12 protein-coding genes are annotated in these 15,585 nt (G+C 74.1%); 3 read left to right on the top strand and 9 right to left on the bottom strand.

Features of this window, described 5'->3' with window-relative positions; genetic code table 11:
• From R4Z63_RS31040 to R4Z63_RS31025, 4 genes are all read right to left on the bottom strand, one after another.
• Positions 1-963, bottom strand: coding sequence for a hypothetical protein (locus R4Z63_RS31040; RefSeq protein ID WP_384453305.1), 963 nt, complete (start codon positions 961-963; stop codon positions 1-3).
• A gap of 79 nt (positions 964-1,042) precedes the next feature.
• Positions 1,043-2,629: a cytochrome P450 gene (locus tag R4Z63_RS31035; RefSeq protein ID WP_384453308.1), complete on the bottom strand. Its 1,587-nt coding sequence runs from the start codon at positions 2,627-2,629 to the stop codon at positions 1,043-1,045.
• 88 nt (positions 2,630-2,717) lie between these two features.
• Complete coding sequence (locus R4Z63_RS31030; protein WP_384584264.1) at positions 2,718-3,500, bottom strand: serine hydrolase domain-containing protein; 783 nt, start codon at positions 3,498-3,500, stop codon at positions 2,718-2,720.
• 153 nt (positions 3,501-3,653) lie between these two features.
• Positions 3,654-7,262, bottom strand: coding sequence for a S8 family serine peptidase (locus R4Z63_RS31025; RefSeq protein ID WP_384456184.1), 3,609 nt, complete (start codon positions 7,260-7,262; stop codon positions 3,654-3,656).
• Between the two features lie 176 nt (positions 7,263-7,438).
• Between R4Z63_RS31025 and R4Z63_RS31020 the strand changes: the two genes are divergently transcribed.
• From R4Z63_RS31020 to R4Z63_RS31010, 3 genes are all read left to right on the top strand, one after another.
• A complete protein-coding gene (locus R4Z63_RS31020; protein ID WP_384456187.1) occupies positions 7,439-8,947 on the top strand; it encodes a DHA2 family efflux MFS transporter permease subunit in 1,509 nt (502 codons plus the stop codon).
• 4 nt (positions 8,948-8,951) lie between these two features.
• On the top strand, positions 8,952-9,578 hold the full coding sequence (locus R4Z63_RS31015) for a DUF6629 family protein (RefSeq protein ID WP_384456190.1): 627 nt from the start codon (positions 8,952-8,954) through the stop codon (positions 9,576-9,578).
• Positions 9,579-9,668: 90 nt separating this feature from the next.
• Entirely contained in the window at positions 9,669-11,321 is a 1,653-nt protein-coding gene (locus R4Z63_RS31010) for a GMC oxidoreductase (protein WP_384456193.1), read from the top strand.
• A 110-nt stretch (positions 11,322-11,431) separates the two neighbouring features.
• On the opposite strand, the gene R4Z63_RS31005 is transcribed toward R4Z63_RS31010, so the two are convergent.
• The 5 genes from R4Z63_RS31005 to R4Z63_RS30985 form a co-directional block, all read right to left on the bottom strand.
• Positions 11,432-11,911: a carboxymuconolactone decarboxylase family protein gene (locus R4Z63_RS31005; protein ID WP_037917262.1), complete on the bottom strand. Its 480-nt coding sequence runs from the start codon at positions 11,909-11,911 to the stop codon at positions 11,432-11,434.
• Entirely contained in the window at positions 11,908-12,990 is a 1,083-nt protein-coding gene (locus R4Z63_RS31000; RefSeq protein ID WP_384456196.1) for an NAD(P)H-dependent amine dehydrogenase family protein, read from the bottom strand. The genes R4Z63_RS31005 and R4Z63_RS31000 overlap by 4 nt, the downstream gene beginning before the upstream one ends.
• Before the next feature lie 69 nt (positions 12,991-13,059).
• Entirely contained in the window at positions 13,060-13,224 is a 165-nt protein-coding gene (locus tag R4Z63_RS30995; protein ID WP_384456199.1) for a DUF6126 family protein, read from the bottom strand.
• An 18-nt stretch (positions 13,225-13,242) separates the two neighbouring features.
• The gene (locus R4Z63_RS30990; RefSeq protein WP_384456202.1) at positions 13,243-13,875 is read right to left on the bottom strand and encodes a helix-turn-helix domain-containing protein; all 633 of its coding nucleotides are present in this window, start codon (positions 13,873-13,875) and stop codon (positions 13,243-13,245) included.
• Between the two features lie 106 nt (positions 13,876-13,981).
• Positions 13,982-15,517, bottom strand: a complete 1,536-nt coding sequence (locus R4Z63_RS30985; RefSeq protein ID WP_384456205.1) for an ATP-dependent DNA ligase — start codon at positions 15,515-15,517, stop codon at positions 13,982-13,984.
• Positions 15,518-15,585: the final 68 nt, after the last annotated feature.

The raw sequence follows: 15,585 nt of genomic DNA, 5'->3' as shown, positions 1-15,585 counted from the left end.
TCACGGTTCCTGCAGTTGGGCGGCGGCGAGGGCGAGCCCGCCCGCCGCCGTCGCGCAGCGGGCCGCGAGGTGCTCGACCTCGGCGCGCAGGGCCTGTGTCTCCCGCCCCTGCCACTGCGGTGACCAGGCGGCGGCCCTGCGCAGCCGGACGGCGTGCGCGCGCAGCGCGGCGGCGTGGTCGCGCAGGCTCCCCCCGGGGGGCCGCGGTACCGGCCGCAGCTGCCGCGGCCGCTGCGGCGGCCGGTCCGCGACACGGCGCCGGATGGGACCTCGATCGCGGTCCGGCTCCGCCGGGGGCCGTACGGGCAGCCCCGGGCCGCTGTCGCAGAAGGCCCACAGGGCGGCGCCGAGTCCGAGGAGCGGCCTGGGTTTCTCGGCCCGGCAGGTGGCGACCTGCCAGCCGGCGTGGTCGTTGAAGGGGTTGGCGTCCGTGAGGGCGTTCCAGGCGAGGATGTCGGCGAACGACGGGGCCAGCAGGGCGAACGCCCGCTCGGCGCCCTGCTCGCGCATGACGGCGCGGAACAGTCGGACGGCCTCGCCCTGGCGGCCCGCTTCGACGGCCCGCAGGACGGCCGCGGTGCCGGGGTCCTCGCGGAGCTCGGGACGGCCCGCGCTCACCGCCCGGATCCGGGCCTTGAGGCCGCAGACGGCGATGCTGATGGCGAGGCTCTCCCGGCCGGCCAGCACGCCCGCGAGCCGCCCGGCGCGGGCCGCGCCCCGGCCGCGGGCCGCCCAGCCGAGGCCCGCCGGGTCGGTCAGGGTCCGCAGCAAGGTGCGCCAACCCCGCCTGCTGCGGCCGCCCCTGGTGAGTGCCGCCGTGGGCAGGCGGGCGCCGAAGGCCAGGCCGGATGCGTAGCGGGCGGCCTCGCCGACCGCGTCGGCGGCCTCGGCAAGTGCGCGGCACGGGGCGTCGAGCTGGTCGGCGTCCGGGGCGGTGGACGCGGAGGGCGCGGCGTCGGACATGGGATCCTCGTGGGGTTCGGCAGGGTGGGAGGCGTGCTGGGCAGGGCGGTGCGGGTGGGGAGCCTGCGCGCAGACGTCGTCAGCGGCGGGTGAGAGCGAGCCTGATGCCGCGCGGATCGAGCGTCACGGGCAGCGGGCCGACCGGATCCAGGACCGGCCGGGTGCCCGTCACTCGGTGGCCGCGCAGTACTTCCGCGCAGAAGGCGGCGGTGATCATCAGTCCGAGCTGATCGCCCGGGCAGCGGCCGCCGCCGTGGCCGAAGGGAGCCATCCGGATGTCCCGGTCGGCGCCCGGGTTCTTCCAGCGACCGGGGACGAAGACGTGGGCGGCCGGCACCCGCTCGGGGTCGCGCTGGTGGAAGGCGGCGGGCAGCAGCACCCGGGTGCCGGCCGGGTGGCGCACGCCCTGCCACTCGGTCTCTTCACGGGAGACGCGGACCAGGTCGGGCACCACCGGGTACAGGCGCAGCGACTCACGGACGCAGGCCCGCAGCCTGGGCAGTTCACCCCGGCACGGGCCGGCGGCGACCTCGGCCACCGCTTCGGCCGCGGCCGCCTCCTGCTCCCAGGGGTGCGCTCCGAGCAGGAGCAGCGTGCGCAGCAGGGTTTCGGGCACCGCCGTCATCGCCAGCAGCCAGAGCCGGGCCTCGTCACCCGGCTCGACGGCGCCTTCGGGATCGCCGGGGCGGGCCAGGCGGGCGGCCCGCCCGGCGAGGGTGTCGGCGTCAGCGTGCCGGAGGTACTCCCCGATGCGGGCGCGGGCCCTGTCCTGCGCCGATCGCGTGGTGCGCCTCGGGCCGCCCCGCGGGCGCTTGTCCTCGGCGCGCAGTTGGGCGAGCCATCCGGCGAGTTCGTCGTCCTCGGCGGCCGGATCGCCGAGGACGATCCGCCGGGCGGCCCGGTTCACGGCGTGCCGGACGCGGACGAGTTCGAGGGTGCCGGTGGTGGTGAGGTGCCGGGCCTCATCGGCAACGGTCGTGAGGATCGGGCCGGCCGCGGGGTGCACGGGCTGCCCTGCGGCCAGTACCTCCTCGTTCAGTCGTCGCCGCTCGGCGCGCTGTCCACCGCGGACGCAGCCGGAGCCGTCTCCGTCGGGGCCGGGCTCGTGCGTGCTCAGGCCGCGGCACCTCTGCGGCGGGTCGGCAGCGAGGACGGTGGCGGGTTCGGCGTAGAAGCGGCGCAGGTCCCGGGGGTCGAGCAGGACGAGCACCGTCGTCCCGGACCGGGTGCGCACGAGAGCGGGCGCGTCCCCGTGACGTGCCCGCAGGGCACGGAGCGCGGCTGCGGAGGCGCGCACCCCGTCCGGCCTGCGGCGTGCACGCGGCCGGCCCGTGCCGTCGAGCAGGGCTCCCAGCGCGGCGAGCACGGTGGTCACGGCCGCCGAGGACACGGCGGGCGCGAGGAGCGCGGCGGGGCCGGCGGAGGCTCTGTGCCGCGGCGCCCCGGCGGACGGCCTGCGGCCGGGAGCCTCCGGGCCGAGCGACGGGCCGGGGCCCGTGAGCGGTGTTCCGCCGCCGGGTGTGCGACCGGAACGCGCGCGGGCAGCCGGTCCGCCGTGGGGCCGGGGTCGGTCCCGAGCGGGCCGCAGCGGCAGCCCGGTGCGTTCCGCGAAGGCCCGCACCCGGGCCTTGATCCCGTCGAGGGCGGCCCCTTGGACCGTACGCATCCGTGTACCTCCGCGGCGGGAACGACGACAACGGCCGGTGGCATCGGCATCACCGTACGTCGCGCCCGCGGAGCGCGCGCTCCGAGCGCTACGCCCGGGGGATCCCGCCCGGCGCGCCGCCGCTCCGCGCCGATCCGCCGGGGGTGAAGACGGCTTCGCGGAAGGCGGTGCGCAGCGGACCTCGGACGGCCGGGAGGAGGACCGCCCAGCGGTGGCGACGGGGGGAGATCCAGACGGCCGCGCCCGGGTCGGTCTCGGCGTGGTGGGTCCAGACGCCGTGCGGTGCGGGATGCCAGAGCAGTCCGCGGGCGGGAGTGAGTTCGCCCGTGCGGATACGGAGGGACTCGGCCGTCCAGGCGCGGGTGAGGGGGGCCGGGGCGGACACCCCGCTTGCTGGTGCACCCGGGTGAAGGAGGTGTCCCAGGAAGAGGGCGAGGTCGGCGAGGGGTGCGCGCAGGGTGTCGTGGGTGAGGCGGGTGCGGGTCATGCCGAGCGGGTTCCACACCCGGACGGAGGCGAGCTCGGCGAGGGTGGCGCCGCCGAGGTGCTCGACGAGGCGGACGAGGGCGGCCGTGCCGCCGGGGCGGGTGAGCAGGTGGTGGGCGGTGGTTCCGGCGGGGGTGCCGGCCGCGGCCTCGTCCCCGTAGGCGGCGAGCGGGGTGTGCAGGCGCAGCGCACCATCCTCGACGAGTGCCCCGACCGCCGGCCACAGCGCGAGGACGGCGGTGAGGCCGCCGACGTCGAGGACCTCGTCCCCACCGTGCGAACCGGCGTGTGGGCCGTCGGGTCCGCCGACGGCCCACACCGCCCGGGGGTCGGCGGACTCCACGAGGGCCCGGACGGCATCTGCCTGGTCGCTCAGGAGCGTCATGGTCGCTCACGCTAGCGACCCGGGCCGCGGGCCCGCGGCAGGTCGCGTGGATCGGCCGGTCCCGCCACTCGAATGGGCCGGAAAGCCGCGGCGCCCACCTGGTGTGCAGGGGCGGGGTCGGTGTGCGCCCCGCCCCTGCACAGCGCGGAACGGCTAGCGCTGGTCCGGGCGGTCGGTCACCCGGAGCGTGTTCAGCAGGGGCTTGCCGAAGCCGGAGTGCGTCACGAAGCGGACGTTGAGCACCCCGTCGGTGACCGTGACCGTGTACGTGCGGGTCAGGGCCGTGTAGGTGCCCGCCTCCAGGGCGATGTCGAGGGAGGGGAGGACCTGTGTGCCCTCGGCCAGGACGTCGAAGACGCGCTTGTTCGGCTTGGTGGAGGAGAGCTCCGCGAAGCCGAGCTCCACCGTGTAGGTGCCGTTCGGGACGTTGTCGAAACGGTACTCGTACATGCCCTCGCGGGCGTTGCGGAAGAGCCGCTGGTCGTCGGTACCGGCGATGGTGCGGCCGGTCGACCGGACGGTGCCGTTGCCCTGGTAGCCGTAGGACCCGGCCGTGTACCTGCGATCCGGGGACCAGGAGTCGCCCAGCACGTCGGTGCTGCCGTAGCCGGATCCGGCGTCCAGGGCGACCTGGTAGCGCGGGACGACGAGCTTGACCGGGACGGTGAGGACCGGGGTGCGGCCGCTCGCCGAGGCGATCTTCAGGTCGGCGGTGAGGACCGTTCCGGGGGCCAGTCCGGTCGTGTCGACCGTGAGGGTGACCGGTGCCCTGCCGCCCGTCGGCAGGTCGCCCGCGGCCGGCGCGGCCTTCAGCCAGCCCGCGTCCTCGGACACCGTGAACGCCGTGCCCAGACCCGCATTGGTCAGGTCGAGGGTCCGTGTCCGCTGCTGGTCGGCCGGGAGCACGACCTCCAGAGCCGGCTGCGACGCCGTCACCTTCCCGGTCCGCAGGGACCGGGTCACCGACGTGACGTCGGCGGCCTTGACGTCCACCGTGGCCGTGGCGGACTCGTACTGGGCCGCGGCGAGGGAGACGGTCCGCGAGCCGGAGGGGCTCTGGACGACGTACCCGCCGTCGGCGGCCGTGATCGCCGACACGGCGGTGTCACCCGCGCCGACGGTCACCGTGGCGCCCGCGACGCCGTCGCCGTCGTTGGCGTCGAGGACCCGGCCGGCCACCACACCACTCTTGGTGGTGCGGAAGGCGATGGAGAGGCCGTCGGTGATGACAGGGGTGTTGAAGGAGTAGGTGAAGGCGTCGGTGCCGGTGGCGTTCTCCACCCCGACGGTGGCCGAGGAGCCGCCCTTGATCCCGGTGCCGCCGGTGCCCTTGTAGGAGTAGGTGACGCTACCGTCCTCGCCGATGGCCGCGGCGAAGGAGAACCGGTCGGCCTGCGCCGACCAGTGGGACACCTCACGCCACTCGATGACGTAGGCCCGGTGCGGTGCGGTGCCGGTGACCGCGGTGAAGACGCCCGATCCGGTGCCCGCCGCGCCGACGACCAGGTCGTCCCAGAAGGGGTAGAGGGCCGCGTTGGGCGTGGCCGTGCTCGGGAGGTCGCCGTTGATGTCGCCGGTGTGATTGCCGCCGAAGCTGACGGTGCCGTTCGTGCCGATCCAGGCCTGGGCGTACGTCGTGCCGTACAGCGGCAGCGGGAAGGGCAGGTCGACCCGTTCGGTGGTGTTGTCACCGGTGAGCGCGAGCTGCCGGCTCCCCCCGGTGTACGGCCGGTCGCCGGCGGTGGCGCAGGCGTAGCCGTAGCCGTCCGTGCGCTCGGGCAGGTTCACCGCGACGGAGGTGTCGCCGTCGACGGTGACCTCGGCCGTGCCGCCGCTGAGGCAGCGGGAGGCGTGCGTGGCGTTCACCCGGTAGGTGCCGTGCGGCAGGGTGACCTCGAAGCGGCCCTGCGCGTCGGTCGTCGCGGTCACCGGGGTGTCGGCGATGGTGACGGCGGCCCCGGCGGCCGGGCCGGAGGCGGAGGCGACGGTACCGGTGACCTTGCCGGAGGCGGCCCGGGTGAGGGTGAAGTCGCCGGTGGCGGTGGCGTTCTCGGTCACCGTGGCGGTTGCGGTCTGCTGTCCGTAGCCGAACTTGGCCGCGGTCAGGGTGTAGGCGCCCACCGACAGGGCCGGGAAGGAGTAGGTGCCGTCGGCCGCCGTGGTGGCCGTACGGTCGATCGGGCCGTCGGCGGTGACCTTGACGCCCGCGAGGGGCTGGCCGTCGGAGCGTACGGTGCCGGCGAGGGCTCCGAGCGCACCGCGCGGTGCGGCTTCGACGGCCGCCAGGACGTCGAGACGGCCCTCTCCGAAGACGTTGTTGTCGGCCGCGTCGCCCCCGCACTGGCTGCTGTCGGTGTCCAGGGCGGTGCCGTCGAGGAGGGATTCGGTCTGCGCGATGTCCCCTTCGAGGGCGGGAGCGGCGGACCACAGCAGGGCCACGGCGGCCGCGGTGTGCGGCGAGGCCATGGAGGTGCCGGAGAAGGACTCGTACGTGCCGCCGGGGACGGAGGAGCGGACGTTCACGCCGGGGGCGGAGATGTTCGGCTTGACGATGCCACCGGGGCCCGTGCCGCGGGAGGAGAAGGACGCGATGGCGTTGTTGATGTCGAAGGCGCCGGAACTGTAGGAGCTCGCGTAGTCACCGGGTGAGCCGGTGGTGGCGCAGCCGGGTCCGGCATTGCCGTTGGAGAAGGCCGGGAAGATGCCGGCGGCCCGCCAGGTGTCGACGACCTGCTGGTACCAGGGGTCTCCGCCGGCGCCGCCCCAGGAGTTGTTGACGACGTGTGGGGCGAGGTCGGGTCGCGGATTCTGGCCGTTCAGGTCCGTCGGGGCGACAATCCACTGGCCGGAGGCGAGCAGCGAGGCCTCGGAGCAGGAGTTGGACTCGCAGCCCTTGGCGGCGATCCACCGGGCGCCGGGGGCGACGCCGATCCGGTTGGCGCCCCCGTCGTCGCCGACCATCGTGCCCATGGTGTGGGTGCCGTGGTCGTTGTTGTCGCAGGGTGCGGCGCCCGCGCAGACGCCCGCCGGGTCGAACCAGTTGTAGGCGTGGGAGTAGCTGCCGTCCGCGTTCCGGCCGCGGTACTGGCCGGCCACGGCCGGGTGGGTGTAGTCGACGCCGCTGTCGATGTTGGCGACGACGATGCCCTCGCCGCGGACGCCGATCCGGTCCCACACCTGCGGGGCGTTGATCCGGTCGATGTTCCACTCGACGGCGTCGGCGACGGCCTTCTCCCGCCGACCCTCGGCGGGCTTGGGGAGCTCGACCTTGTCGTCGGCGTCGATCCGGGCCACCTCGGGGCGCTGTGCCAGCGTCCCGGCGAGCTTCTGGCTGCCGACGACGCGCACGGCGTTCACGATCCAGTACGAGGTGTACTCGGCGCCCGCGCCTTGCAGTGCCTTGATGACGTCGGCCTGGCTGCGCGCGGCGTGGTCCTTTTTCGTCCTCAGCACGGTCTCGGCCTTCGCTGCGCGGGTCTGCTGCCTCCCCGCGGCGGTGAGGTCGGCGGCGCTGTCGAGGTAGACCCAGAAGACGGCCTTGGCGGCGCCGTCGAGCTGGGCGCGGAGCTTGGGTTCGATCTTGCGCTCGGCCGCGGTCGGCGCGCTGGGGCCGGGATCCGGTGCCGCTGCGGCGACGCCCGCGCCGAGCGGGAGCAGCAGGACCGAGGTGAGTGCGGCGAGCGCCGTGCGCAGGGACCGTGCGGGCCTGGCACGCCGTGTGGGTCGTAGGGCTGGTGAGGACCGCTTGTCGCGTTGGGCCACGTGTTGTCTCCTCGTACGCCGTGTGCGGGATGTGCGGGAAGGGTGCGCGTGACGTGCGCGGGTCATGTTGAACGAGGCGTCATGCTCATTACAAGAGGGCCTTATGAGCCGTGCCCGGCAGCGCCGGCTCGGGCCGCCCACTGGCCCTTCCGCGCCGGGCGGGCCAGCCTGAAGGCATGACCGTGCCGGCCGAGTCGCCCGACGCACCGCCCGAGCCCGCCGTCCCGCTCGCCTCGGCGCGCGGACGGTGGATCCTGCTGGCCACGGTGCTCGGCTCGACCATGGCCCTGCTCGACTCGACCGTGGTGAATGTGGCGCTCCCCCGCATCGGGGAGGATCTCGGCGCCGATCTCGCGGCGCTCCAGTGGACGGTCAACGCTTATCTGCTGACCCTCGCCGGACTGATCCTGGTCGGCGGAGCGCTCGGCGACCGCTTCGGCCGGCGCCGGATCTTCGTGCTGGGCACGGCGTGGTTCGCGGTGGGCTCCCTGCTGTGCGGGCTCGCCCCGAACGCCGCGGTGCTGGTGGCCGCCCGGGCCCTGCAGGGCATCGGCGGCGCGCTGCTCACGCCCGGCTCCCTCGCCCTGATCCAGGGCTCGATCCGGGCCGGGGACCGGGGCCGCGCGGTGGGCCTGTGGTCGGGGCTGGGCGGCGTCGGCGCGGCGGTGGGGCCCTTCCTCGGCGGCTGGCTGGTGGACGGGCCCGGCTGGCGGTGGGTGTTCCTGCTCAACGTGCCGGTGGCCGCGCTGTGCGTCCCGGTGGCGCTGCGGCATGTCCCGGAGTCACGGGACCCGCTGGCGCACGGCCGCTTCGACGCGGCGGGCGCGCTGCTCGGCGCGGGCTCGCTGGGACTGGTCACCTACGCGCTGATCGAGGCCTCGTCGGGCACCGCCCCCGTGATCGCCGCCGCGGTGGGCGGTGTACTGCTCGGCGTCGCCTTCGTCTGGGTGGAGCGGCACCGGGCCGATCCCATGGTGCCGCCGCAGATGTTCGCCTCCCGGCAGTTCACGGCCGTCAACCTCGTCACCCTGTGCGTGTACGCGGCCTTCAGCGGCTTCTTCTTCCTCGTCGTGCTCCAGCTCCAGGTCGTGGCCGGGTATTCGGCGCTGGGCGCCGGGGCCGCCCTGCTGCCGACCACCTTGCTGATGCTGCTGCTGTCGGCCCGTTCGGGGGAGATCGGCGAGCGGATCGGGCCGCGCCTGCCGCTCACCGTGGGGCCCGTGCTGTGCGCGGCCGGGACCCTGCTGACGCTGCGGGTGGGCCCGGGGGCCTCGTATGTCGCGGACGTACTGCCCGCGATGGTGGTGATGGGGCTGGGGATGGTGGCCCTGGTGGCTCCGCTGACGGCGACCGTGCTGTCCTCGGTGGACCCGGGACGGGCGGGCCTGGCCAGCGGCATCAACAACGCCGCCGCCCGCGCGGCCGGCCTGATCGCGGTGGCGGCCCTGCCGCTGCTGGCCGGGATGGGCCCCGAGTCGTACCTGTCGGCGGCGCAGTTCGACGCCGCCTTCGGCCGTGCGATGCCCTGGTGTGCCGGGGCCCTCGTGGCCGGCGCCGCCGTCGCCTGGGCGACCGTGCGCTCCCCCGCACCGGCCAGGTGCCACCCGCAGTGCCACACGCACTGCGCGCTGTCCTCGCCGCCGCTCGAACCCCGCGAGCGGGGTGGGCCCACGACGCCGGGCTGATCCCGTGTGCTGGAGCGCGACGGCCGATCTGGTGGCCGGCACGGCGGTCGCCGCCGTAGGGGTCGTGTGCCTGGCACGCGTGCGCCGGGCCCGCGATCTTGCCGTCGCGGCCCTGCCGCTGCTGCTGGGCGTGCACCAGCTGGTGGAGGCCGCGGTCTGGGAGTCGGGCGGCGACTGCTCTGCGGCCGCCACGGCCTGGGCCGTGATCGCCCTTCCCCTGCTGCCGGTGTGGGTCCCGGTCGGGGTGCTGCTCGCCGCCGCACCGGGGGCACGGCGGCGCCTGTGGGCGCCGGTGGCGGTCGGAGGCGTGACGGCCGCGGTACTCGTGCACGCCCTCGCGACCGGGCCGGTGAGCGCCGAGATCCGGGGCCGCACCCTCGGTTACGAGGTGCATGTCGCCTGGACGCCCCTGGTCCTGACGGGCTACCTGTTCGCCACTCTGGGCGCCCTGCTGCTCGCCCGGGACCGGTGGCTGCGGGCCCTCGGCTCGGTGCTGGCGGCGGGAGCCCTGGCCTGCGCGGCGCTGTGGCGGCTGGAATTCGCCTCCACCTGGTGTGCCTTCGCCGCGGTGGCCTCGCTGCTGGTGCTGGGCTGGGTCCGGGACCGGCAGCCGGCCGCGGGGAGCGGCTGATCGGCCGAAAGTTTTCTGGACGTATGTAGTGACTTCACATGCGGACAGCAGTAGAACTCGTTCTGATTCCAGCGAGAGCGAGGACGCCTTATGGGTGACAATGCACCTCCCGAAAAGAGCGTGAATGGAATTTCACGCCGCGGATTCCTGGGTAGAACAGGTTCCATTATTGGAGCCGTGGCCCTGGCCGGCCACATCTCGCCGGCCCAGGCCGCCACGACGCCCGCGGCTTCATCCGGACCGATCGCGGACGGCGCCCGGGTGCCCGCCCTCGTCATCGGCACCGGTTACGGGGGTTCGGTCGCGGCGCTGCGGTTGGCCCAGGCGGGTGTGGACGTGCAGATGGTCGAGATGGGCATGAACTGGGACACCCCGGGCCCTGACGGCAAGATCTTCCCCAAGGTGACCAGCCCGGACTACCGCTCCTTCTGGCTCCGGACCCGGACCAAGGCCCCGCTCAGCAACTTCCTCGGCTTCCCCCTCGACAAGGACGTCCCCCGGTACACCGGAATCCTGGACGCCGAGGACTTCGCCGGCATCACGGTCTATCAGGGGCGCGGCGTCGGAGGCGGTTCGCTGGTCAACGGCGGTATGGCCGTCACGCCCAAGCGCGCGAACTTCGCCGCCGTCCTCCCCTCCGTCGACGCCGGCGAGATGTACGACACCTACTACCCGAGGGCCAACGCCGGACTCGGGGTCGGGATGGTCGACCCGGCCTGGTTCGACACCGCCGACTGCTACCAGTTCTCCCGCGTCGGCCGCAAGCACGCCCAGCGGTCCGGCTTCGCCTGGACCTTCGTGCCCGACGTCTACGACTGGGACTACATGAAGCGGGAGGCGGACGGCACCGCCACCAGGTCCGCGCTGGCCGGGGAGATCCTCTACGGCAACAACCACGGCAAGAAGTCGCTGGTGCAGACGTACCTGGCCCAGGCCCGGGCCACCGGCAGGGTCACCGTATCGCCACTGCACAAGGTCACCACGGTCTCCCCCGCCGCGGGCGGCGGCTACACGGTCGCGATCGACCAGATCGACACCACCGGCACCACGGTGGCTCCCAAGACCGTCATCGCCGACCGGGTGTTCTTCGCCGCCGGAAGCGTCGGCACCAGCACGCTCCTGGTCAAGCTGAAGGCGACCGGGGCACTGCCGAACCTCAACGGCGAGGTGGGCAAGGGCTGGGGCGAGAACGGCAATGTCATGTGCGGCCGGGCCAACCACATGTGGGACCCGACCGGCCGGCTCCAGTCGACCATCCCTTGCTCCGGCATCGACAACTGGGACGCCGGTGGCGCATTCGCCGAGGTCGCCCCGCTGCCCACCGGGATCGAGACCTACGCCTCCTTCTACCTGTCGATCACGAAGAACCCCCACCGCGCCGAGTTCACCTGGAACGCGGCGGCCGGCCGGGCGGACCTGAGCTGGCAGACGGCTTGGAAGCAGCCGTCCCTCACCATGGCCAGGACCATCTTCGACAAGATCAACTCGAAGGAGGGGACGATCTACCGCACCGACCTGTTCGGCGGAAACAAGATCTGGAACGACACCCTCACCTATCACCCGCTCGGCGGCGCCGTCCTGGACCGGGCCACCGACAACTACGGCCGGCTGCACGGATACACCGGCCTGTACGTGATCGACGGCGCGCTGATCCCCGGAAACGCCAGCGTGAACCCGTTCGTCACCATCACCGCACTCGCCGAGCGCAACATCGAGAAGATCATCGCGACAGACCTCCCGTAGGGCCGCGTCCTCCCCCCAGCGGCCGGGGCCGTTCGGATCCGCCGAACGGCCCCGTACTCACACCCGGCCGAGCCCCTGCCGAGCCCGGCCGCCCCGCCCCGGCCCCCCGCTCAGTGCCCCGGCAGCACGCAGACGCTGTCGAGGCCCAGCACGTGGTTCAGCCGCCCGAAGGCCAGCCAGGACCCGATGCTCATCGTGAGTTCCACGATCTCCAGCTGGCTGTAGTGCGCGGTCATCCGGTCCCAGAACTCGTCGTCGAGCCCGTGGTGGTCAAGGGTGTACCGCTCGGCGTACTCCGCGGCCAGCCGGGTGCGCCCGTCGAACGCCTCGGTGGTGCGCCACTCGGTGACCGCGTCGGCGAACTCCTCCTCGACCTTCTGCCCGTCCCGCTCGGTACGCCAGTCCAGGCAGAAGACGCACCCGTTGATCTGTGCGACGCGCAGCCGGGCGGCCTCGAACTCGCGCAGCCCCAGGGTGGTGTGGGCGTACACCGACAGGGAGAAGTTGGCGGCGGCCATGCCGATCCCGGGCACCATGTCGCCCCACACGTACTCGATCGGGTGCTGGCCTTCGGGGATGTCGATCCTCATGACGGTTTCCTTCCGAGTCTGCCGGTGGCGGGGCGCAGCGGGACGTCGAGGGCGTCGTAGAGTCCGGGCTCCGCCGCGACGAGCCAGTCGACGGCGCCGACGAGGCGGCCGACGGCAGTGGCGTTGCCGCCCGCGGAGCGGTTCTCGCCCTCGTCGGTGGCCTCGACGGTGACCTCGATGCGGGGACAGCCCTCGATGATGACCCGGTGGGCTCCGTCGCCGCCGTCCGGCGGGGCGGGCCAGTCCGGTGCGCACGCGGGGTGGATGCGGGTGACGTGCTCGATGACGATGCGGGGCTCGCCCCCGACGATGCCCTGCACCTCGAAGCGGATGGCACCCTGGGTGCCCGCCGCGAAATCGCCCATGGTGCGGGTGGTCACGGCGGTGTCGAGGGGGCGGCGCTCCGACGTCTCGCGGATGGCGTCGAGTTCGACGCCGAGCGCCCTGGCCATCATCCGTATCTGGCCGCCCCAGACCATCGTCGGAACCGACGGCATGAGCATCATCGGCTCGAAGTCCATGGGATGCCCCATGCCGATGAGGTCGCGGACGGAGTCCGGCTGGTCGTAGGTGGAGTAGTCGAAGATCTCCTGGCAGCGGATGGCGTCGATGCTGGTGCCGAGGCCGCTGAGCAGGAGCGGGAGCACGTCGTTGCCCCAGCCGGGGTCGACGCCGGAGGCGAAGAGCGAGCCGCCGCCCTCCGCGATGGCCGCCAGCACCGGGTCCCGGAACTCCGGTGGGGCACTGCGGGGGTCGTAGAGCGGGTAGAGGGCCGGGCTGACCACGACGGCACCCGCCCGGATCGCCCGGGTGATGTCGGCGAGGGCCTCGTCGGGGCGGACGTCCCCGGACGCGGCGTACACCACCGCCCGGGGGCGGCCCGCCAGTACGGCTTCGGCGTCGCCGGTGGCCTCGACGCCCAACAGGCGGTCGAGGCCGCCGAGTTCGCCCGCGTCGCGGCCGATCTTGGCTGGATTGTGGACGATGACTGCGCGCAGTTCAAGCGCGGGATGGGCCGCAACGGCGCGGATGGCCAGACGGCCGACGTTGCCGGTGCCCCAGACAACCGTGGGAATCATGCGCGGAGGGTAGCCACCGTCCCCGCACCTTTCCATAGCCGCGCGGCCCGAACCCTCATGCTCCGGGTGTTACTGGTTCTGGCCGCCCAGGACGAAGAGGAGGTAGACGAAGAAGGCGAAGAGGTGGCCGACGAAGAGGTAGGCGATCAGGCGGATGATCAGGCCGCGCGGGAACTTGGCCTCGAAGCGCGCGCGTACGCCGACGGGCTTGTCCGCGGGGGTCACGGGGGTCATGGACGGGCTCCTCGCCTATCAGTGGTGCGTGGTGGACGCGGCCCCGCCGAGACACAGCCCGGCGAGGCTGCTCTGGAGCAGGGTGTGGACGAACAGCAGGTCGGCTCCGCCGGTGGAGGCAGCGCCGATCCGGTGCGGGGTGAGGGAGTCGAAGTGCGCGCTGTCCCCGGGCTCCAGCAGGTACTCGGCCTCGCCCAGGTGCAGGCGCAGCCGCCCCTCCAGGACGTACAGCCATTCCTCGCCGGGATGGACGCGAACCAGTTCCCCGGAGCCGCGGCCGTACGGCACGCGGACGCGCAGTGCCTGCATTCCCCGCCCTGCCCCGCCCGCCTGCCGGTACGTCCAGCCGTCGGCCTCGCGGGCGGCCGGACCGCCGGCCCGTACGATGGGGTCGGCCGCCGGGGAGGCCTCGCCGAGCAGTTCGGAGACCGTCGTACCGTAGGTGCGGGCGAGCCCCAGCAGGAGCGGCAGCGAAGGCTGACGCCGGCCGGTCTCCAAGCGGGACAGGTGGGCGGGCGAGAGCCGGGCCCGCGCGGCGGCGGCCTCCAGGGTGAGGCCGGCACGTCGGCGCAGCTCGCGCAGCTGCGGCGCCACGGCGGGCAGCTGGTCGGCCGCGCCGTCCGGGCGGTCGGGGGTGGGACCGGGCGTCATGCCCCGATTGAGTCAGACTCTTACCTTCCTGGCAAACCGTCTTGCCTCTGAGGCAAGTCGACCGGGGCCGCGACGCCGGCCGGCGCTTCGGCCCGCCCCGGCGCTTTCAGGGGGCGTTCCCCCGGCCCAGCACCGTCTCGACGGTGTCCGCCTGCCCCGCATCCTTGTCCGGGCGGTGCCTGACCACGCGCGCGAAGCGCAGAGCCACTCCGGCCGGGTAGCGCGCCGAACGTTGCAGCCCGTCGTAGGCGATCTCCACCACCAGTTCGGGGCGGACCCGCACGGTGAAACCGTCGTCCGAGGTGGCGAGCGCACGCAGCGCCGCCGTCTGCCAGCGCAGCATCTCGTCCGTGAGGCCCTTGAACGTCTTGCCGAGCATGGCGTAGGTCCCGTCGGCGGCCCGCGCGCCGAGGTGCAGGTTCGACAGGAGGCCGGTGCGCCGCCCGTGGCCCCATTCCGCGGCGAGCACGACCAGGTCCAGCGTGTGCACCGGCTTCACCTTGAGCCAGTGCTTGCCGCGCCGGCCGGCCGCGTACGTCGAGTCGAGGGCCTTGATCACCACACCCTCGTGGCCGCGGCGCAGGGTCTCGGCCCAGAACTCAGCGGCCTCGGCCCGCTGGGCCACCGGGTCGCGGACCTCCAGGCGGCGGACCCGGGCGGCTGCGGGCACGAGAGCGGCCAGCGCCCCGTACCGCTCGCGGACCGGGAGGTCCAGGAGGACGTCGCCGCCGACGGCCAGGACGTCGAAGAAGCGGGCGACGACCGGCAGTGTCCGTCGGGCGGCCGCCACGTCCACCCGGGAGCCGACCCGGCTCGCAATGTCCTGGAAGGGGACGGGACGACCGTCCGCCGTCTGCCCGATCACCTCCCCGTCGAGGATGAACCGGTCCTCCGGCAGCGACCGGGCCAGTTCGGCGACCTCCGGCAGCCGCTCGGTGATCTCGTCGAGGGAGCGCGTGTAGACCCGTACGCCGTCCCCCTCCCGGTGGACCTGCACCCGGATCCCGTCGAGCTTCTCCTCCACCGCGCACGGTCCGAGTGCGGCCAGCGCCTCGGCGACCGATCCGGCCGTGCCCGCCAGCATCGGCTGTACGGGCCGCCCCACCTGCACGGTCACGGCCCGCAGCGCCTCGGCCCCGTGGGCCAACGCCGCCTCGGCGACCCGGGGAAGCGAGCCGTCCAGCATCACCGCGCGGCGCAGCTCCGCCGCGGGCACTCCGGCGGCCGCGGCCACGCCGTCCAGGGCCAGCGCGTCGAGCGCGCCCTGACGCACCTCGCCCGACAGCAGACTGCGCAGGAAGGCCTGCTCGGCCCCGGTGGCGGCGCCGAGCAGCCCGGCGACGATCCGGCTGCGCCGGGCGGCGGACCCGGTGCCGGCCTGCGCCGCGAGCCGGCTCACCGCCGCGTCGACGTCGCGGAGGGTCAGGGTGGGTTCCGGTGCCGGTGCGGTCTCCTGGGCCAGGGTGCGCCAGCCGATCCCGGGACGGCCCTGCGGCAGGCGTCCGGAGAGGTAGGAGATCGCCAGCCCGGCCTCCTCGGGCGGGGCGGCCGCGAAGAGCTCAGCGAGCAGGGCGGTCTTGCGGGAGCGGGCGGAAGTGGCGGCGACTTCCCGTGACACGCGGGCGACCTCGGCCAGGAGCATGCGGCCATCCTGCCGTCCGGCGGCGCGGCGTGCAGGTCGGCCCCGTACCGCAGGCGCGGTAGGGGATC

This window comes from Streptomyces sp. PL-29 (assembly GCF_058344425.1).
Note: the sequence above shows the minus strand (reverse complement) of the source record. Positions and strands in the feature narration are given on the sequence as shown.